We start from the raw sequence: 20,685 nt of genomic DNA, 5'->3' as shown, positions 1-20,685 counted from the left end.
GACCATTACACACGATTTTCCAATTCACCTTTTTTCTTTAAATACATCATAAATTCTACACAAAGAACTAATTGTAGAAATGAAGACATAGGTGTTGCAAGTCCAATATGGAATAATGATTTTTCAGGTTGAATACTCATCAAATAAGAAACTGGAACTCTAACACAAAACGCTCCTAAAATACCTTGAATCATCACAAACTTTGTTTTACCAATTCCATTGTAAAAACCTGTATAACAGAAGAAAATAGCTGTAAATAAACAATCAATAGCATAAGCTTTTAAATAATCTGTCACTGCTAAAACAACTTTAACATCTGAAGCAAAGATTCCAACTAGTAAATTTCCATGGAAAAATGTAAAGAAGAAAACAACAACTCCTGTTGCAAAAGATACACCAACACCACAATAAAGAGCTTTTCTTGCACGATGCATTAATCCTGCTCCATAGTTTTGAGCAACAAAAGCAGACATTGATTGCATGAATGCTGAAGAAATAAGCATAATAAAGGCACATACTTTTTCAGCAACTCCTACTCCTGCAGAAGCTATAACTCCCATAGAATTAACAATAGCAAGAATAATTAAAAAAGAAATACTAACTAATAAATCTTGTAAAGCTATAGGTGCCCCAAATGTAATCATTTTTTTCAAATAAGCTTTATGAATACGAATGTTTTCTTTCTTTAATGTAAATGGTAATTCTTTTTTACTAATTAAAAATAAAGAAACAATTACACTAATGACTTGTGCAAATACCGTAGCAATCGCAGCACCTGCTGTTCCCATATTTAAAATAGCACATAAAACTAAATCACCAAAAATATTAAAAACACAGGCGATTACGACAGTAATCAATGGTGTTCTAGAATCACCTAAACCTCTAAAAATACATCCAATTAAATTATAAACAACAATCACAATCATACCGCCACCACAAATACGAATATAATCAACTGCCTTATCAAAAGCTTCAGTAGGTGCATTCATTAAAGAACTTACTTGTGATGCAAAAATTACAAGAATAATAGATAATATAACAGCAATCACACCAAACATCACAATTGATGTTCCTACTGTACGTCCACCTTCTTTTTTACTACCACTACCAATTTGTTGACCTAACAAAATGGTTGTTCCCATCGCAAAACTACTGACTAAATTTGTAAGAGTTGTCATAATTTGAGAACCTGTAGATACTGCTGATACATCAGCTGAAGATGAAAACTTACCAACAATAAGTAAATCTACTACCCCTTACATTGCTTGTAAAAACAAAGCAACTAAAACAGGAAACGCAAATAAAATCAATGGTTGTAATATTTTCCCCTCTGTAAAAAACATATTCTTTTTCATACTCTTCCTCCTTCATAACAAAAAAAGCCAGACAAGAAAGCAGATGTTTCAATCTGCCATCTTATCCAGCTATTGTTTCCATTAAACAAATCACCCTCCGATGACTGCCTAGATTATACAATACACTTTTTTTCTATGTCAAATACGATTTTCATTCATTTTAAGGTGATTTTTTTATCAACTATCTTGATTATTTTATACAGTGACATTCTCTTTTCTAGCAACTAAATGTAATCTAAAGTTCTTTTGAGCTTCTATCTTTTCTACATGTAGACACGCTTTTTGACACATTTCTTGTACTTCTTTACATGAATGTATTTTTACATCACCATGCCCTAATAAATGTGATAAAGGCATTTCAATATGATTCATTAACCAAATCATAAAATTATTGCTAGTATAATCTCTAAGAACTAAATACCCATCTTTTTTTAAAACTCGTTTTACTTCATTAAAAAAAGCTTGGGGATTAGGATAATGATGAAAACTATTAGTACATGTTATTACATCAAAAGATTCATCTTCGAAAGGTAGATTCTCACTATCTCCTACAATAAATGTTGTTTGCGGTAAGTTCTTTTGTGAGGCAACCTCAATCATTTTAGGTGTAAGATCTATTCCTGTATACTCTTTATTTGGAAATTCTTGAACAAAGAGTTCAATCATTGGCCCTGTTCCACATCCTACATCTAAAAGATTATTAAATTCAATATTTTTTAATTCTTCAGCTACAAATGGATAATCATCTTTGCACATTTCATAGATTCCTGCATGTTTAGAATCATAGATTTTAGCTGCTTTGGTAAATTCTTTAATCGATAAATCTTTATATTCTTTATCCGTTAACATCTTATCATCTTCTTTCTTTCATTTTGTTAGCCTTCGCTAACATTATGATAACTTAACTGTTTATTATTTGCAAATAATAAATTTATAGATAAAAATTTTAGAAACTAAAAAGGACTTAAATCCTTAATACATATAGCTTTTAGTCCTTTTTTAGCGATATTTACATGTAGTATAATTATTCTCACGATTCCTGCGTTTATAACATCATTTTTTTCATCAAACCCTTTTAACCTACACCTTAAAGAAAAAATTATATCTGATCTTTTAAATAAATATTATGTTTGTATTTCTAATTATTGTATAGCACTATACATTTTCGTTACATTTCTTATCCTTTTACGCAGATTTTTTGCATCTTATGCAAGTATTATTCCTTTTAAGATTCCTTTATTTTACACTCATATAAAGGAGGTGTAAAACAATGGATAAAAGAAGAAAAATGTTTGAAATTTATGATGAATTAGATCTTATTGCATTTCGTCTAGACGGTGTCTATCAAACTCTTTTTGCAGTTGATTTAGAAACTCTTTCAACATTTACAGATAACCAAGGAAGAGCTGCACAAGATTTTTTATGTCATGAATTGTTTGAACTTACTAAAAGAATACAAAAGTGTGATGAAGATCTTCATGAATTAATGGACAAACCTGATTTAAGCTTATTAGAAGAGAACAATTAAAGTGTAACATACGGTCATTCTATATTATTCTTACTATCTTGCTGTTGAAGATAAAACATTGCCTTTTGAGTTTCAATTTCAGCCTTTAGTTCTTCTTTTGTAGGTAAGTATAATTTATATTTCGAAGCAAATAACTGTTCATTACCATGCATAACAGAATAACGGGCAATATCCTCATCTGTGTCTGAACAAAGTACAATACCTAGTGTTGGATTATCTCCTTCACTTCGTTTTATTTCATCATACATTTTTATATACATATCCATTTGTCCTACATCTTGATGGGTTATCTTTTCTGTTTTTAAATCAATGAGAACAAAACATTTAAGAATATAATTATAAAACACAAGATCAATATAATAGTCCTGCTTTTCTGTATGAATATGTTGTTGTCTTGCCACAAAAGCATATCCTTTTCCAAGTTCCATCAAGAACTTTTGTAAATTAGAAAGAATACTTTTCTCTAAATCACTTTCTGTAAAATCTGTATTTTGAGAAAAACCTAAAAATTCTGCAACTACTGGATTCTTAATAAATTCTAACTTTTCATTTTGATCCTGTGATGTCAGTTCTTTCATTTCATTTTCTACAAGTTTCTTTTTTTGAGTATGAAGCATACGATAATAATATTGAGAAGAAATATTTCTTTGTAAAGTACGTACGCTCCATGTTTGTTCAATTGCTTCTTTTTCATACCAATCACGTGCTTCTTTATCATTTACCTGTAAAAGTGTACGATAATGAGTCCATGATAGTATTCCTCTAGATTGTTGCCTCAGTGAGGCAACAATTTCAGGAAACGTTTTGTAGAACTTCTCACAACGATAAAGAGTTCCTCTGTCATATCCTTTCCCATATCGGTTTGTCAATTCTTTTGACAATTTCTTAATAACCTGAAGTCCATATTCAGAACGATTTTCTCCTTTAAGTTCTTCCTCTGCAATTCGATAACCTATTAACCAATTCCTTTGAACAAGTGCAACATTAACCGCTTTATATGCCGCTTCTCTTGATGATTCAATAATATTACACATATCATTTAACACATTATCTGTTTTAACAAAAGTATCCATAAAATTATTTTGTTCATTTCTTTCTAGTTTATTCTCCATAGCTATTGCTCCTTTAAATTTTTTTCATAGGATTACTTGAATTACAATTATAATAACATAAAAAGAAAAAGTCCCATATCATTAAATACGGGGCTTTTAAACATATTCTCTCTTTATTTGATTTTAATACTATTTATTTCTTGGTTTCATTTGAGGGAATAAAATAACTTCTTGAATAGATTCTTGTCCAGTTAATAACATAACTAATCTATCAATACCCATTCCCATACCACCTGTTGGAGGTAAACCGTATTCTAGAGCTTCTACGTAATCTAAGTCCATTTCGTTTGCTTCATCATTTCCTAATTCTTTTTCTTTTAATTGATCAGCAAATCTTTCATATTGATCGATTGGATCATTTAATTCAGTAAATGCGTTAGCATATTCGTTTCCACAGATGAATAATTCAAAACGTTGTGTGAAACGTGGATCTTCTAAATTCTTTTTAGCAAGTGGTGAGATTTCAATTGGATGACCATATACAAATGTTGGTTCTACAATTGTTTCTTCTACATATTTTTCAAAGAATTCATTGATAATATGTCCATAACCAAAGTGAGCTTCTACTTCAATACCATGTTCTTCAGCTAATTTTTTAGCATCTTCAAATGACATATGTTCATTGAAATCAATACCAGTCTTTTCTTTAATAGCTTCTGTCATAGAAACACGTTTAAATCCTGGAGCTAAAGAAATATGATGTCCTTTATAATCTAATTCATAAGTTCCATTAACTTCCATAGCTGCATTAGAAATAATACCTTCAGTTAAATCCATCATTCCTTCAAGATCACTAAATGCTTTATAAACTTCAATTGTAGTAAATTCAGGGTTATGAGTTCTATCCATACCTTCATTTCTAAATAAACGTCCAATTTCATAAACAGCATCCATACCCCCAACAATTAATCTCTTTAAAGATAATTCAGTCGCAATACGTAAATAGAAATCAGTATCTAATGTATTATGATGAGTAACGAATGGTCTTGCAGCTGCTCCACCTAAGATTGGATTTAATACAGGTGTTTCAACTTCTACATAGTTTTTACTATCTAAATAATGTTGAATTGAACGAATGATTCTTGGTCTTGTAAACGCAATTTTTTTAGCATCTTCATTCATGATTAAGTCAACATATCTTCTTCTATATCTTTCTTCAATATCACTTAAACCATGGAATTTTTCTGGTAAAGGACGCAATGCTTTAGTTAAGTGAGTATATTCACTTACTTTAATTGAACATTCTCCAGTATTTGTCATAAATACTGTACCTTTAACACCGATGATATCTCCAATATCACCTTTTTTAACGATTTCATAAGCATCTTCACCAATAGTATCTTTTCTTACATATAATTGGATTTGTCCATCTCTATCTTGAATATGCATGAAACATACTTTACCTTTACGACGTTTAGTCATAATTCTACCAGCTACAGCTACTTCTACAGCCATTTCTTCTAATTCTTCATGTGTTTTATCACCATATTGTTCTTTAATACCTTTTGAATAAGCTGTTACATCAAATCTTTGACCAAAAGGATCAATCCCTTTGTCAATAAGTTCTTGCATCTTTTCTCTACGAACAAGTTCTTGTTCACTAAACTTTCTTTCTTCCATAATATCCTCCTAAAATATAAAAAACTCTCCATCCCATGGGACGAGAGCTAAATCGTGTTACCACCCAAATTCATTAATAGGTCACCCTATTAACCTCAATAACTATCTATTAATAGTCTTGCCTATAACGTGGCTTACGTCATCCTATCAAAACATCCAAGATGCAGCTCCTAGTCTTTATTCATAATAGTTTCATTATCTTTTCCACCAACCAAGACTCTCTTTGAATGAAGGACTATTATTACTTGTCTATTCATTGCCTTTATTTCTACTTCGTTATCTTAACTTAATTCAAATTTATTGTCAATATAAGCGATAAAATTAGTTTTAATAATGAAAAATGCACCTGAGTGCATTAATCATGAATCTTATTATTTAAAACCATTCTTACAAAATCAGGTTCAAAATGTTTAGCTCTTGATCCTGAATAACCCATATCTAATGATGAGATTTGTTTCATTTCTTCTTCATTTAATTCAAAATCAAAGATATCTATATTTTCTTTAATTCTTTCTACATGTGTTGATTTTGGAATAACAACGACTCCTCTTTGGATATTCCATCTTAGAATTACTTGTCCTACAGACTTATTATATTTAGCTGCAATTCCTTTTAACATTTCATCTTCAAAGGGATTATATCTTCCTCCACCTAGTGGTGCCCATGCTTCTGGAATAACATCATAATATTTCATTGTTTCTAACGCCTTTTCTTGAGTGTAATATGGATGGAGTTCTACTTGATTGACTACTGGTTTTACTTTAACAACTTCACAGAAGTTTGTAAGAATATTTGGATAGAAGTTAGAAACACCGATTGCTTTTAATTTACCTTCTTGATAAGCAGTTTCCATGGCTCTCCAAGCACTGAAATAATCACCACAAGCTTGATGTAATAAATATAAATCAAAATATTCTAAACCACTTTTTTCTAAAGAAGCTTCAATTCCTTTTTGGGCACTTTCGTAATCCATCATATCTTGTACCCATAATTTAGAAGTAATAAACAAATCTTCTCTTGTACAAAGACCATCAGCAATTGCTCTTTTTACAGCAGCTCCTACAGCATCTTCATTATAATAAGCAGCAGCTGTATCAATTAAACGATATCCCGCTTTAATTGCTTGATAAACTGATTCTTCACATTCTTTTTTATCTGGTACTCTAAAAACACCAAAACCTACCATTGGCATTTTTAAACCATTATTTAATGTAACATATTCCATTATATGATCCCCCCTTTTGCTTATATTTTAAATCATCTATATAAATCTTCAAATACTTATTAACTATCATCTATCATACATTTAAAGCATAAAAAAAGAACCTCTCGGTTCTCCTCTATTATTTTTTAGTAGTTTTTTTAGCAGTTGTTGCTTTTTTAACAACTGGTTTAGCTTCTTTAGCAGCTACAGCTTTAGCTGCAGGAGCTTTTTTAGCTGGTGCTTTTTTTGCAGCTGGTTTTTTAACAACTTCTGGATATTCAGGCATAGCATTAACATCTAATTCACCTTTTAATTCAGAACCATCTTTTTTAATTGCTACAAAGAAAACTTTAGCAGTTTCAGGTAAGTAATAAATATTTAAAGTTTCAACTTCTGTTGTTTTTACACCTTGTTCTTTTAAAGTTTCTTTAACGTATTTATCTAAATCACCATTTTTAACATTCTTTTCTTGGTATTGTACTTCGATCATTGTTTTCATATTCTCTCACTTCAAAACCTCAGTTTTTACTTCCTCCTTGGTAAGTATTCTATACCATTTTTTTTATTTGTAAAGTGTTTTTCTTAAGAAAAAGCGCATGAAATCAACGTTTTTCTCTAATTACTTATCATAGTAATAAAATATTGTTTTATCTTCAAACCTTTTATCTTAATTTGTAAAAAAATAGAATTGGAAATCCAATTCTATTTCTTAGATTTTGAATCAATAATCATGATAAATTTAGTTTTAGCTTCTACACCATCTTTACTATCTGCAAATGTTTTATAATCATTAGCTAAATCAACAAGTTTTTGTGTTGTATCTACATCTTTTTTCACTGTATCATTTAAAACACTAGAAATCTTATCTAAACCTTTACTTTTAAATAAAGTTAAACCATCAACTAAAGCATCACTACCTTGAGCTAATTGATTTGATGCCGTTTTTAATTGACTACTTGCTTGTACTAAAGTATTAGATCCATCACTTAATGAAGATAATCCTTCACTTAATTGTTTAGAACCATCAACAGCACTTTGTGCTCCTTCTTTTAATTGAGCAACTCCATCTGTATAACTTTGTAATCCTTGATAGAATTTGTTATATGAATCTAATTGTGCTAAAGCTGTTTTGATTGATGGTTGATTTTCTGCTGGTAATTTTGCCATTAAACCATTTAAAACTGTTTGATAATTATCAATCGTTAATTCAATAGACATTCCTGTAGTAGCCAATTGATTATTAATTTGTGTTTGTGTTGTTGTTAATAAAGTATTAAATACTTGTTTTGCTCCTGCTACTAAAGTTGCACTTTTTCCATCTAAAGTGACTAAACCATTATATAATGTTTCAATACCTGTTGTTAATTTTTGTGATCCTACAAGAGCAGAAGCTGCACCTGTTTTTAAAGATCCTACACCTTGATCAAATTCACTGTATTTAGAAGCATATTGTTTTAAGCCTGATTGTAATGTTTGCCCACCAGCAATAATTTGATCAAATGATGAATTTAATGTATCTACACTATCATAAACATCATTTAAATCATCAAAATTAATATCTGTTTCAGATAATAATGAAGGTGTTGCTACTGACATTAAACTATTTAATTTAAATTTAGTTGTATCATATTTAATAGTTACAGAATTTAATTTTTCTAATTCTTCATTATTATCATAATTCTTTGATAATCCTGGAGCAGCAATTGCCATAATGATATTAGAAGAACCATTACTAATTACTTTACCATTTGTAACTTCAATATTAGAATCTGTTTTTGTTGGTAACATTGTTCCTGTTGTAACAACAAAAGGAACATAAAGTTCTTTACCATCTACATCTTGTTTTTCATTATTAGTATAATCTATTTGAATTTCTACTTTTCCTTTTTTACCAAGCATATTTTTCAACTTCATTTTTTTACCATCTAATTTATAAGTTACTTTCATTGAAACAGGTAATGAATTTGTTGTTTTACCTTGGTAATAAATATCTTGTCCATCTGTTGTTTGCCATACCAAACTAGAACCATCTTGTTTAAATGTTTCTTTTCCATTTACATTTTTAATCTTTTTTAAAGATGATTGATCATCTAATGATGTTTCATTTTGGTCATTGATTAAATGTTCAGAGACAACAGTTGTCTTTTCTGAACCATTTGTTTTTAACTTACTATAAACTGTTTCTTCTTTTGAATAGGCAAAGGCAGGAACAATTGAGCTCATGACCATTGTCATTACAACTGCAGAAGATGTGATTAATTTTGCTTTTTTCATGTTAACATTCTCCTTTATTTTTTAATTGTTTAAAACCGATAGAAGTATGAATAATAACTTTATCAAATACAAGTAAGATTGCTGGAATAACACAAATAACAATAAACATTGAAATAAGTGCTCCTCTAGACATTAAATTACATAATGATGCAATCATATTTAATTTAGAAATCATTCCTACACCAAATGTTGCTGCAAAGAATGACATTCCAGAAACAAAGATTGAACCTGCAGAATTACTAATTGCATTATCCATTGCTTTAATCTTATCAATACCATTTTTTCTATTTTCCAAATATTTTGTTGTAAGTAAAATAGCATAATCAATTGTTGCTCCAAGTTGAATTGTTCCAATAACAATAGAGGCAACAAATGGTAAAACATCACCTGTATAATAACTGATTGCCATATTGATAAAGATAGCAAGTTCAATTCCAGAAACTAACAATACTGGAAGTGAAATTGATTTTAAAACAAATAACATAATGATAAAAATAATTCCTATAGATGCAATACTTACATTTCTAAAGTCTTCATCTGCTATATTAACCAAATCCTTCATGCATGGACCTTCCCCTGCCATTATAGCATTTTTATCATATTTTTTGATAATATGATCTATCTTATCGATGACTTTATTTAATTTATTGGTTGCAATTTCTTCTGTTGAATTGACAAATATCATTTTATAACGATTACTTTCAAAGATATCTTTAACATCATCAGGTACCATTTCATCAGGAATAGCTAAGTCAGATAACTGTGATGGTGATAAAACAAGATTAACAGATTCAACATTTTCTATTTCATCAACCATTTGATTTAAATCATTATCTTTAATACCTTTATCTACTAAAATAACTTGCGAAGCAACTAAATCAAATTCATCACTTAATTCACTATTAGCCACACAACTCTTTAAATCCTGTGGTAAATCTTTTGTTAGATTGTAATAACTTTTAACATGTGCATTTCCATAATAAGCTGGATAAGCAATAACTAATGCGACTAATAAAATAATTTTATAATGTTTAATTACAAAATTTTTAATTACATTAAATGATGGAATAATTGGTTTATGTTTTGTCTTAAAGACAAGTTTATCAAATACTAATAAAAATGCTGGGAAGATCGTAACTGTTGAAAGAACACCAATAAAGACACCTTTAGCCATAACAATTCCAATATCTGAACCTAATGTAAGTTGCATTGTACATAAAGCTAAAAATCCAGCAATCGTTGTAAGTGAACTTCCAGCAATAGAAACAAGTGTATCTCCAATAGCAAGTGTCATCGCTTCATTATTTGTTTTAACTCTTGTTTTTGCTTGTTCATATTTATGATATAAGAAAATTGAAAAGTCTGTTGTAACTCCTAATTGTAAAACAGCGGCAATTGCCTTTGTAATATATGAAATTTGACCTAAGAAAATATTAGATCCCATATTATAAAGAATTGCTAGTCCGATGTTTCCTAATAATAGAAATGGAACAACATAACTATCTAACGATGCCATTAAAACAATTAAAACTAAAATAACAGCGACAATAACATAAGTAATAATTTCACTATCAGCAACAATACTTGTATCTAATGTAGATGCTGACATTCCTCCTATTTTAACGACCTCTTCACTTGTAATTTCTCTCATTTGAGTAATTGCATCGATCGCAATTGTACTATCTTTAAATGTTACCAACATGAGTTCGCTGTTTCCTTTTTTATACTGCTTTGTCACATCACTTGGTAACATTTCTTGAGGTATTGTTGTTCCTATTAAATCATTTGCGGAAATAACTTTAACAACACCATCTATTTTTTTATACTTCTCTTCTAAGTTTAAGACATCTTTAGAAGACATATTTTCTACAACACACATCGCAAAAGATCCCATATCAAAATCTTTAGCTAGTATATCTTGTCCTTTCATTGTATCAATATCTTCTGGTAGATAAACAAGAATATCATAATTGATATCAGTATTGATATATCCAAATAAAGATGGAATACAAAGAATAACTGATGCAATCACGATAAGTATCTTGTGTTTAACAACAAATTTACCAATGATTTCTCCTAGCTTTTTCATAGTTCTCCTCCTAAATGACCTTTGGTCATAAATGATACTAGCACTAAAATGACCATCGGTCAATATATAAATGACTAAAAGTCACTTTTTTAATTAATTCATTGACATTTTTAATTCTTCACCCTAAAATAAATGCTAAAGGGAGTGTTTTTATGGCAATTAAAGAGATAAAATCAAAAATAAATGATAATAAACAAGAAAAAGAACGTAAACTGCTTAATACTGCACTTCATTTATTTTCAGAAAAAGGAATTAAAAAAACTTCTATTCAAGATATTGTTAAAGATGCAGGTATTGCTAAAGGAACTTTTTATTTATATTTTAAAGATAAATACGAACTTCAAGATGTTTTATTAGCTAAAACATCTCATGAATTATTTTCCAAAGCATGTAAGGAAGCTACTCAACAACAATTTGATCGTTTAGATGATAAGATTGTTTTTATTATAGATTCTATTATTAATGAATTAATTGTTAGACCTAACATTCTTAAGTTTATTCAAAAGAACTTATCTTTAGGACTATATAGTGAAAAATTAACTGATTTATTAGATAGTGAAGAATTAGGAATCAAGGAATTATTTGTAAATGAAGTAAAAGAAAAGGATATTCCTTTAGAATATCCTGAGATGACTTTATTTATGATTATTGAACTTGTAAGTTCTACAGTTTTTACTTCTATTGTTGAAAGTCATCCACTTCCAATAGAAGAATTTAAACCTCATTTATATAAAACAATACGCTTATTGATTAATGAATAAAAGGATGTCGTGACATCCTTTTATAACGTATCTAAAAATTGTTCATAATCTTTAAGAATTTTTTCTAATTCTTCATACGTATTTACTTTTGAAAGTTCATTTTTAACAGCAGACGAACTTTTTAAACCTTTGATATACCAAGGAGCATGTCCTCTCATTTGTGACATAGCAATTCTTTCAGGTTCAATCGTCATCAACCTTTTAGCATGTGTTAAACACCATGCTATTTTTTCTTTATAAGTTGGTTCAGGTATATCTGTTCCATGTTCTAAACTTTCTACAACTTGTTTAATAAGCCAAGGATTTCCAAGTGCTGCACGACCAATCATAATTGCATCACAGCCTGTTTCTTCAAGCATTCTTCTAGCATCTTCTACACTTCTAATATCACCATTTCCAATAACAGGAATAGAAACTGCTTCTTTAACCGCTTTAATAATTGACCAATCAGCATGACCTTCATACATTTGTGAACGTGTTCTTCCATGAACTGCAATCGCACTTGCTCCTGCTTTTTCAATTAATTTCGCTACTTCTACCGCATTAATATGCTCCTTATCAAAACCACTTCTAATTTTAACTGTAACAGGTTTACTTACATTTTTAACAATATTACTGACAATATCATAAATTAATTGAGGATTTTGAAGAAGTTTACTTCCAGCATTTGCTTTTAAAACCTTATTCACTGGACATCCACAATTAATATCAATAATATCACAATTAGAATGTTCATCAATAAACTTGGCAGCTTGTACCATACTTTCCACTTCTCCACCAAACAATTGAATACTAACAGGATGCTCTCCTTCATCTACTTGTAACATTTCTATTGTCTTTTGATTTCCATAACAGATTGCCTTATCACTGACCATTTCTGAATATACAAGTCCAGCTCCAAACTCTTTTACAATCTTACGAAATGCCATATTAGTAATTCCAGCCATTGGTGCCATAATGACAGGATTTTTAATTTCTATATCTCTAATTTTCAAATTTTATCTCCTCCTGTATATAATTTAAACATCTGTTCATAATATAAATAGATAACTTATATATTCCCTCTATTTTCCTCCCCTAAATAGATATAAGTTATCTAAATAAGAGTTGATTTCCTTGAAAATAAAGGCATTTGCCTTTATTTTTCTTTACAAGTTAACCCTGCTGATTTTTGGTTTTCTATTGTATCTTTTAAAGATATATAATCAATATCTTTATAACTACCATTTGTACTTACAAGTCCTGCTTCTACTAAATCCTTCATATAATCACTATCGTATTGAATATCAACTGTATAAATCACTTTATTTCCTTTAACTTTTAAAGAAGCTTTAACACCATTTATATTTTTATAAAACTTATTACTATTTTTTATATAATCTTTGTAGTAAGAAATAGGATACATATCTGAAACATAATCACTGTAATCATATGTAACTTGTGTTTTTGTTTCTTTAACTTTATCATCACTAGATATAACTTCTACTTCTTCATCTGTAATCATATCTAATGTTCCTTTACAAATTGTTGTTTTAGTAAGATGACCTGTTAAATAGAAAACAATTGCACCTAATATAATAATGAGTATAAGTCCTATAATTAATTTCTTTTTCTTGTTTTCCATTTTTTCTCCTTTAAAAAAATCACATTTTTCAATGTGATTATAAACGATTAATTAAATTTTGCAATTCTTCTTCACTAAATTGATATTTTGTATTACAGAATTGACATGTAATTTCACAACCATGATCCTCATCAATCATACTTTGAAGTTCTTGTTTTCCAATAGTTGATAAAGCATTGATCATCTTTTCTCTTGAACAATCACAAGTAAAGAATAAATCTTGTCGATCTGTAATTTCAACATCATCAAAAATCATTTTTAAGATTTCTTCTGGTGTTTTTCCTTCATGAATCAATGAAGAAACAGCAGGGAAATCTTTTATTTTTTCTTCAATATAAGAAATATCTTCTTCAGTAGCTTCTGGTAATAATTGAATAATAAAACCACCTGAAGATAAGATTTCATTTGTTTCATCAACTAAAACACCTACAGAAACAACTGACGGAGTTTGTTCACTTGCCATGAAATAATAAGAAAAATCATCACCAATTTCACCTGTTTGAAGTGGTACTGTTCCACAGAAGGGTTCTTTTAACCCCATATCTCTAATCACTTGTAACGTTCCTTGTGTTCCAACAGCCACACCTACTGCTAAATGTCCAGTATCATTATAAGTATAATGAACATGTGGATCGCCTACAAAACCTTTAATATGTCCATCACCACGCGTAACAGCCATCATCGTACCAATTGGTCCTCCACCATTAATTGTGACAGTCATTTTTTCATTATTTTTATTCATTGCAGCCATCATAAGAGTAGCTGACATCATTCTTCCAAGAGCAGCAGATGCTGTTGGCCATAAATCATGTTCTTGTCTTGCTTTTTCCAATAAATTCGTTGTTTGGCAGGCAAACACACGACAATTTTTACTATTGACTAATCCTCTTACTAAATAATCTTTCATTTTTCTTTTCTATAAAAAGAACACGGAAGAAAATATCGGAATAATCATGCTTAAAGCGATTAAGATGATTACAATTCTCTTTGTTCGTGTACTCATATTTATCCCCTTTCTAAATGAAAAAAAGCGAAATTCGCTTTATTTCATTTCATCTAATAAATCATCTTGATCATCAATTGATGGTTTTTCTTCTTTAACTTCTTGAACAGGTTCTTCAGTTAAAGTTCCATCATGATGTTCTAACATTTTACCTGTATTGTATAAAGATTCAATATCTTCACCAGATAATGTTTCATGTTCAAGTAATGCTTCTGCAATACAAATAAGTTTTTCTTTATTTTGTTCAATAATATTTGTTGCTTCTTGATAACAAGCATCAATAATTTTTCGTACTTGAACATCAATTTCATAAGCAATTTGTCCTGAATGTGTATTACTTCTTTGTGTATAATCTCTACCTAAGAAAACTTGTCCATTTTCAGAATCATATTGAATAGGTCCAAGTTCAGACATACCTAATTCAGTAACCATCATTCTCGCAATTCGAGTTGCTTGTTCAATATCGTTGTGTGCTCCTGAACTTACATCTCCAAAGAAGACTTCTTCAGCCACACGTCCACCCATATATCCTGAAATAGTTGCTTTTAATTGACTCTTAGTTTGGAAATATGTTTCTTCTTTAGGTGTCATTAAGTTATAACCACCTGCTTGTCCACGAGGAACAATTGTAACTTTTTGTACTTTATTGGCATCTTCTAAAGTTAAACCTATTAAAGCATGTCCTGCTTCATGGTAAGCCACTAAGCGTCTTTCTCTTTCTGTATATTTACGTGATTTCTTAGCAGGTCCACCCATAACACGGTCCACCGCTTCATCAATATCAGCCATTGTAATTAAATCATGATTTTGTCTTACAGCAAGTAAGGCAGCTTCATTTAAAACGTTTGAAAGTTCAGCCCCAGAGAACCCTGGTGTACGTTGAGCGATGTTATCAAAATTAACATCTGGTGTAAAACGTTTATTTCTTGCATGAACTTTTAAGATTTGACTACGTGCACGTTTATCTGGATTAGCTACTTGGATTTGTCTATCGAAACGACCTGGTCTAAGTAAAGCTGGATCTAAGACATCTGCACGGTTTGTAGCTGCTAAAACGATAATTCCTTCATTTCCAGAGAAACCATCCATTTCAACTAATAATTGGTTAAGTGTTTGTTCACGTTCATCGTGTCCTCCACCCATACCAGTACCTCTTTGACGACCAACTGCATCAATTTCGTCAATGAAGATAATACATGGTGCTGTTTGTTTTGCTTTTTTGAACATGTCCCTTACACGTCCAGCCCCAACACCAACGAACATTTCTACGAATTCAGAACCTGAAATTGAGTAGAATGGAACGTTTGCTTCACCTGCTACTGCTCTAGCAAGTAATGTTTTCCCTGTACCTGGTGGACCTACAAGTAAAACACCACGTGGGATCTTAGCACCCATATCAGCAAATTTTTTTGGTGTTTTTAAGAAGTCAACTAATTCTCTAACTTCTTCTTTTTCTTCATCCATTCCAGCAACATCACTAAAATGTGTTTTAGAATTTTTTTCTAGTTTAGCTCTTGAATTACCAAATTCAAAGGCTTTATTATTACCACCAGCAGTATTTGACATCATCTTCAAGAAGAAGAACATTCCTCCAAATAAGATCAAGTATGGTAATAAGCTTACAATGAAGTTCAATAATTGATTTCTTTCAGCATCATTGACAACATTGATTTTTGTACCATTTTCATCTAACAAGCTAATTAAAGAATCTAATTCTGTTTCTGTTCTTGGAATAACAACAGAGAATTTAGTATCTTCTTTTTTACCATTGCTTGCTTTTTTAGAATATGTTCCACTCACATCAATGACTAATGATTTAGGAACGATTTCTACATCTTTTACTTTTTCTTTTTGAACTATCTCTATAAACTTATCATATCTAATTTCTGACGATTCACTTTGATTAAAGAAAGGAATTGCCACAGAAATAACCATCAGTACAATAAGCCATGGTAGGATAGACTTCAACAATCCTTTTTTATTTCCCATAAAATCTCCTAACTATTTTTTATAACAATCTTCTTTTAAAATACCTATATAAGGTAATTGACGATAACGTTCATTAAAATCAAGACCATATCCTACAACAAAGGCATTAGGAATTTTAAATCCTGAATAATCAGCTTTCATATCAAAAACACGACCTTCTTCTTTATCTAATAAAGTCACGATTTTAACACTCTTAGCATGTCTTTTTTCTAACATTTCTTTAACGTTATATAAAGTCTTTCCAGTATCTAAAATATCTTCTACGATTAAAACATTCTTACCACGAATATCTTCTTTAATATCTTGTCTAACAACTAATGTTTTAGATTCAACACCACTATAACTACTTACTGACATAAAGTCGAACTTAACATCACTTTTTAAATGTTTAGCAAGTTCTGCCATAAATGGAACTGAACCTTTTAATAAACCAACTAATAAAATTTCTTGACCAGCATAATCTTGATCAATTTGTTTTGCTAATTCATCACATTTAGCCTTAATTTCTTCTTCTGTATATAATATTTCTTTTATATCCTTGTGCATACCTTACACCTCACTTACATGTGTCATATTTTATCACAAAAACATTTGGTTTTGTATATAAATACTTGATATTTTTGGCGATATGTGGGATCAAAATGATCTCACCATGGCAATTTTCAACGATTGGCCATATTTTACGCTCATCTCTAGGAATTTTACGATCTATAAATAGCCTAGAGACCTTTTTTGTTCCTCCAGATGTTTTGATTGTATCACCATTTTTAAAACATCTTATAACTATTGGAAAGTCTTCTTTTGAAAGAAAAACACCATCGTGAAGATGTCCTTGATCTGTTAAAAAATAATGTAATTGTTGATCTTTATAAAAAGATTCATACTTTACATAATAAGTATCGTCAATTTCTTTTTTTCTAACGGCTATATTATTATACTTTTTTATGAACACAAAATTAACAGGTAATGATATTTCAATATTTGGTTTTTGTGAATGGATTTGTTTAATAATTTCTTGTACTAAGTTTTCTGTTATAAGTGGTGGATAGATCTCTTTTTTTAACATATAATAAATGATTTGATCTAATGATTCTGTTGGTAACTTATCTAAATACAAGAAATGATTTTGATCATATTCTTGATAAATTTGTTGGAGTTTTGCTTGTTGTTTTTTGTATTGTTGATTATGCTTACTTGCCTTTTCTAATAATTCTTGTTCATTATATTTTTTAAGATCGATATGTCTTACATGATTACGTGTATAACGTGTATCATAGTTTGTATAGTCTTCATGATATTCAAGATGATTTTTAGTACAATAATCTATAAGTTGTTGTTTTTTTAACTTTAATAAGGGTCTTACAACATGCATATTTTTAACATAAGATTGTTCTTTTATACCCAAATATCCCTTTGTATTATGTCTTTGTAATTGCATCACGATTGTTTCTAAATGATCATTTAAATGATGCCCTAAAATAATCGTATCAATCCCATTTAAATCACCTATTTCTTTATAAAAAGCATATCTTTTTTCTCTTGCTAACATTTCAAAATTACCTTTTTGATATTCTTTTTTATCTCCTTGTCTTACATAAAAAGGAAGATGATGATTTTGACAATAACTACGTACGAGATTTTCATCAAGATCACTATCTTCTCTAAAATGATAATTATAATGTACAACAATGACATTGTATGCTTTTTTAACTAACATATCTAATAAAGCCATCGAATCGACGCCACCTGATACTCCTACAAGATATTTTCTATTTTTATCTAATAAACTTTCATCTAACATAATCTCACCGCTTGTATTATAGCATATCTCTAATTTCTATTGACCACTTTAATAACAATAATACTCATATCATCTAGATCTTTCTTTTGAAAAGATTTTTGAAAAAGAAAGGAAACAATTTCATAAACTGACATCTTTTCAATTTCTTCTTGATATTTTTTTAATAAATCAAAGAAATGTTCTCCTACTCCATCACTTGTAAGAATCAATATATCATTTTCTTTGATTTTCATATCATAAGAAACCATCTTCATTGTAGAAGCCATTCCTACTGGTAAAGAATGTGAATGTAAAACATCTATTTGATGATTTCTTATTAAATAACTTTCATAAGCTCCATATTTAATTACTTTTAATCTTGAATTCATTAAATTAAAATCAAATAAATCTAATGTCGTATACATATCTCCTTGATTCTTTATCTTTAATAACGTATTTAAAGTATTCAACGTATCTCTTAATTGAATGCCATTTTTAAGCAATTGACTTAAAACATCCAATGTTAACTTACTTTCCTTATAAGCAATATAACCTTGTCCCATACCATCAGATAAAGCCACATAATGATGTTCATCTAAACCAAAAGTAAGAATACTATCTCCACATTGTTGATCTAAAGCATACTGTTTTTTCGCAAGTTGTAATGTATATTTAAGTTCATGTTTTAATAAAATTGAAGTGTAACCTATTTGAAGATGTTGCTTTTTAATAGAGACAAGATCTAATGATTCATTTAAATAATTTTCTAAAATAGGAATAAGTTCTTCTGTTACAGTTTTTTCATCTATATCTTCTATTCCTATTTCTAACATATAATTTTCATAATCTTTTTTTATTTTCTTTAAATAATACACTTCAAAATGATACGCTTTTAAATGCTCTAAGATTTTCTTTTCATTATCTTGTTCATCTATCTTTTTAGAAAAGTTTTGAAAAACATGACCCATGATTGAAAACTCTTGAAATAAATCTTTTTTTAAATGATCATGTGCATGATTAACTTTTAACATCTTAAAATAACCTTTTTGATGATTCTTTAAACTCTTTAAATAATCATCCGGCTTTAAACAATGTTGATAAATATAATTATAATCATCTACCTCTAAATCTTTTTGAATTCCCTTAGAAATCAACTTACCTAAACGACTCATTCCTTCTTGACTATAAAAACAATATTTTTTAGAAGAACAATGATGACACACATCCTCATAAACATATCCCACATATTCAGATAAATGGGTTTCTTGATTTTCTTCTTTAAAAACTTCTGTGAGTTGATGAAATAAAGATGCAAAAGCATCTGCTTTACTTTTAAGTTGTTCTTGATAACTTATTTCTATAAATTCTGGATTGATCTTTATTTTTTTATTTTTAAATTGTGGAGAAATCATAAATAAAAAAACTGGAACAAGAATCACAAAAGCATAATAGAAGTAATTGTAATTAATAAAAAATGGTAGTGTAATATGTGATAATAAGAAAATAGATATGAATAGATATTTGTTTTTAGGTTGCATCATAAAAAAGAAACTCATTGGTAATATTAAGGATAAGACATCATCTTTTAATGATGGAGCTATTAGCATTAAAAGAATAGAAAGATATAAAATAATAGGCATGACTTTTTCAATTGATAGATAATAAATAGAAATTAATAAGAAATATCTTAAAAAGATCATTGTATATGTTGTATTAAAAGGAATAAAGCTAATAAATAGTGTACATACCACAACAATTAATGCTTGTAATCTTTTTATATTTAAAACATTTTTATTTTGATGAATAATTAAAGGAATAATTTCTTGATCAAGATAACAATTAAACAACGTTAACATGACAAGAACTGTTGTTTGTAAGATGTTGTAATGATTCGCATAAAAAAATGGAATCAAAATTGCTGTTATAATAAAAGAAATATACTTTGTTTTTAATAGATGTGTAAAGTTAAGAAGATAAATGGTCAGTAATAATGTAATGATGACAACAATTGTAAATGTATCTTGATTAATAATCGATATTCCTATAATCGCTGTTAAAAAGCATGTAAGATACAGATATCCACTATAAAACGATACAATAAATAAAGGTAATAAAAAAGGTAAGGCTGTTTCTTGTATTTTAGCATAGCTTAAAATAATGGTACTAAAAAATATAATGATTGGTAAAATATAATGCACGTGTTTTTGTTTATTGACGATAACTAAATCCATTTTATTTCCACCTCGTAATCATTATATAGAGTTTATTTTAAATATTTTGTCACTAAAAAAAGACATCTTTAAATTGATGCCTTTTATTTTGAATTATCCATTTAACTCATTTTAA

16 protein-coding genes, 1 pseudogene and 1 other annotated feature are annotated in these 20,685 nt (G+C 29.0%); of the genes and pseudogenes, 2 read left to right on the top strand and 15 right to left on the bottom strand.

Going from position 1 to position 20,685, the window contains the following annotated elements:
- Positions 1–5 precede the first annotated feature (5 nt).
- Positions 6–1,241, bottom strand: a pseudogene (locus Fi14EGH31_RS00690) (MATE family efflux transporter); the annotation flags it as partial.
- Positions 1,242–1,550: 309 nt separating this feature from the next.
- Positions 1,551–2,204 (bottom strand): class I SAM-dependent methyltransferase, encoded by a 654-nt coding sequence (locus Fi14EGH31_RS00685; protein ID WP_117347661.1) that lies wholly within the window; start codon positions 2,202–2,204, stop codon positions 1,551–1,553.
- 421 nt (positions 2,205–2,625) lie between these two features.
- Between Fi14EGH31_RS00685 and Fi14EGH31_RS00680 the strand changes: the two genes are divergently transcribed.
- The gene (locus Fi14EGH31_RS00680) at positions 2,626–2,883 is read left to right on the top strand and encodes a hypothetical protein (protein ID WP_117347662.1); all 258 of its coding nucleotides are present in this window, start codon (positions 2,626–2,628) and stop codon (positions 2,881–2,883) included.
- A gap of 14 nt (positions 2,884–2,897) precedes the next feature.
- On the opposite strand, the gene Fi14EGH31_RS00675 is transcribed toward Fi14EGH31_RS00680, so the two are convergent.
- The 6 genes from Fi14EGH31_RS00675 to Fi14EGH31_RS00650 form a co-directional block, all read right to left on the bottom strand.
- On the bottom strand, positions 2,898–3,995 hold the full coding sequence (locus tag Fi14EGH31_RS00675) for a PDDEXK nuclease domain-containing protein (RefSeq protein ID WP_234697812.1): 1,098 nt from the start codon (positions 3,993–3,995) through the stop codon (positions 2,898–2,900).
- A 129-nt stretch (positions 3,996–4,124) separates the two neighbouring features.
- Positions 4,125–5,615: a lysine--tRNA ligase gene (gene lysS, locus Fi14EGH31_RS00670; protein ID WP_117832633.1), complete on the bottom strand. Its 1,491-nt coding sequence runs from the start codon at positions 5,613–5,615 to the stop codon at positions 4,125–4,127.
- 33 nt (positions 5,616–5,648) lie between these two features.
- Positions 5,649–5,881, bottom strand: a binding site (T-box leader).
- Between the two features lie 89 nt (positions 5,882–5,970).
- Positions 5,971–6,840, bottom strand: coding sequence for an aldo/keto reductase (locus Fi14EGH31_RS00665; protein ID WP_200765029.1), 870 nt, complete (start codon positions 6,838–6,840; stop codon positions 5,971–5,973).
- Between the two features lie 118 nt (positions 6,841–6,958).
- A complete protein-coding gene (locus Fi14EGH31_RS00660) occupies positions 6,959–7,318 on the bottom strand; it encodes a DUF6465 family protein (RefSeq protein WP_200765028.1) in 360 nt (119 codons plus the stop codon).
- Positions 7,319–7,521: 203 nt separating this feature from the next.
- Positions 7,522–9,093, bottom strand: coding sequence for a hypothetical protein (locus tag Fi14EGH31_RS00655; protein ID WP_200765027.1), 1,572 nt, complete (start codon positions 9,091–9,093; stop codon positions 7,522–7,524).
- Between the two features lies 1 nt (position 9,094).
- On the bottom strand, positions 9,095–11,182 hold the full coding sequence (locus Fi14EGH31_RS00650) for an efflux RND transporter permease subunit (protein ID WP_200765026.1): 2,088 nt from the start codon (positions 11,180–11,182) through the stop codon (positions 9,095–9,097).
- 152 nt (positions 11,183–11,334) lie between these two features.
- On the opposite strand from Fi14EGH31_RS00650, the gene Fi14EGH31_RS00645 reads away from it, so the two are divergent.
- Entirely contained in the window at positions 11,335–11,943 is a 609-nt protein-coding gene (locus Fi14EGH31_RS00645; RefSeq protein ID WP_022002386.1) for a TetR/AcrR family transcriptional regulator, read from the top strand.
- A gap of 20 nt (positions 11,944–11,963) precedes the next feature.
- On the opposite strand, the gene dusB is transcribed toward Fi14EGH31_RS00645, so the two are convergent.
- From dusB to Fi14EGH31_RS00610, 7 genes are all read right to left on the bottom strand, one after another.
- Entirely contained in the window at positions 11,964–12,938 is a 975-nt protein-coding gene (dusB, locus tag Fi14EGH31_RS00640) for a tRNA dihydrouridine synthase DusB (protein ID WP_022002387.1), read from the bottom strand.
- 143 nt (positions 12,939–13,081) lie between these two features.
- The gene (locus Fi14EGH31_RS00635) at positions 13,082–13,567 is read right to left on the bottom strand and encodes a DUF1307 domain-containing protein (RefSeq protein ID WP_117788581.1); all 486 of its coding nucleotides are present in this window, start codon (positions 13,565–13,567) and stop codon (positions 13,082–13,084) included.
- A 37-nt stretch (positions 13,568–13,604) separates the two neighbouring features.
- Positions 13,605–14,474 carry an Hsp33 family molecular chaperone HslO gene (hslO, locus tag Fi14EGH31_RS00630; protein WP_022002389.1) on the bottom strand — a complete coding sequence of 290 codons (870 nt, stop codon included), beginning with the start codon at positions 14,472–14,474 and terminating at the stop codon, positions 13,605–13,607.
- A gap of 135 nt (positions 14,475–14,609) precedes the next feature.
- On the bottom strand, positions 14,610–16,559 hold the full coding sequence (ftsH, locus tag Fi14EGH31_RS00625) for an ATP-dependent zinc metalloprotease FtsH (protein ID WP_032091185.1): 1,950 nt from the start codon (positions 16,557–16,559) through the stop codon (positions 14,610–14,612).
- 12 nt (positions 16,560–16,571) lie between these two features.
- Complete coding sequence (hpt, locus tag Fi14EGH31_RS00620; protein ID WP_022002391.1) at positions 16,572–17,105, bottom strand: hypoxanthine phosphoribosyltransferase; 534 nt, start codon at positions 17,103–17,105, stop codon at positions 16,572–16,574.
- Between the two features lie 10 nt (positions 17,106–17,115).
- On the bottom strand, positions 17,116–18,360 hold the full coding sequence (tilS, locus tag Fi14EGH31_RS00615; RefSeq protein ID WP_162297494.1) for a tRNA lysidine(34) synthetase TilS: 1,245 nt from the start codon (positions 18,358–18,360) through the stop codon (positions 17,116–17,118).
- Positions 18,361–18,389: 29 nt separating this feature from the next.
- Complete coding sequence (locus tag Fi14EGH31_RS00610; protein ID WP_117575565.1) at positions 18,390–20,570, bottom strand: SpoIIE family protein phosphatase; 2,181 nt, start codon at positions 20,568–20,570, stop codon at positions 18,390–18,392.
- Positions 20,571–20,685 lie beyond the last annotated feature (115 nt).

Source organism: Faecalibacillus intestinalis, assembly GCF_015097455.1.
Lineage (GTDB): Bacteria > Bacillota_I > Bacilli_A > Erysipelotrichales > Coprobacillaceae > Faecalibacillus > Faecalibacillus intestinalis.
This window is presented reverse-complemented; position numbering and strand designations above follow the sequence as displayed.

Coding starts and splice junctions, on each gene's coding strand:
- Fi14EGH31_RS00660 (WP_200765028.1), bottom strand. CDS start 7,318: ATGAAAACAATGATCGAAGTACAATACCAAGAAAAGAATGTTAAAAAT.
- tilS (WP_162297494.1), bottom strand. CDS start 18,360: ATGTTAGATGAAAGTTTATTAGATAAAAATAGAAAATATCTTGTAGGA.
- ftsH (WP_032091185.1), bottom strand. CDS start 16,559: ATGGGAAATAAAAAAGGATTGTTGAAGTCTATCCTACCATGGCTTATT.
- hpt (WP_022002391.1), bottom strand. CDS start 17,105: ATGCACAAGGATATAAAAGAAATATTATATACAGAAGAAGAAATTAAG.
- Fi14EGH31_RS00675 (WP_234697812.1), bottom strand. CDS start 3,995: ATGGAGAATAAACTAGAAAGAAATGAACAAAATAATTTTATGGATACT.
- Fi14EGH31_RS00665 (WP_200765029.1), bottom strand. CDS start 6,840: ATGGAATATGTTACATTAAATAATGGTTTAAAAATGCCAATGGTAGGT.
- Fi14EGH31_RS00655 (WP_200765027.1), bottom strand. CDS start 9,093: ATGAAAAAAGCAAAATTAATCACATCTTCTGCAGTTGTAATGACAATG.
- Fi14EGH31_RS00650 (WP_200765026.1), bottom strand. CDS start 11,182: ATGAAAAAGCTAGGAGAAATCATTGGTAAATTTGTTGTTAAACACAAG.
- Fi14EGH31_RS00645 (WP_022002386.1), top strand. CDS start 11,335: ATGGCAATTAAAGAGATAAAATCAAAAATAAATGATAATAAACAAGAA.
- lysS (WP_117832633.1), bottom strand. CDS start 5,615: ATGGAAGAAAGAAAGTTTAGTGAACAAGAACTTGTTCGTAGAGAAAAG.
- Fi14EGH31_RS00610 (WP_117575565.1), bottom strand. CDS start 20,570: ATGGATTTAGTTATCGTCAATAAACAAAAACACGTGCATTATATTTTA.
- Fi14EGH31_RS00685 (WP_117347661.1), bottom strand. CDS start 2,204: ATGTTAACGGATAAAGAATATAAAGATTTATCGATTAAAGAATTTACC.
- Fi14EGH31_RS00635 (WP_117788581.1), bottom strand. CDS start 13,567: ATGGAAAACAAGAAAAAGAAATTAATTATAGGACTTATACTCATTATT.
- Fi14EGH31_RS00680 (WP_117347662.1), top strand. CDS start 2,626: ATGGATAAAAGAAGAAAAATGTTTGAAATTTATGATGAATTAGATCTT.
- hslO (WP_022002389.1), bottom strand. CDS start 14,474: ATGAAAGATTATTTAGTAAGAGGATTAGTCAATAGTAAAAATTGTCGT.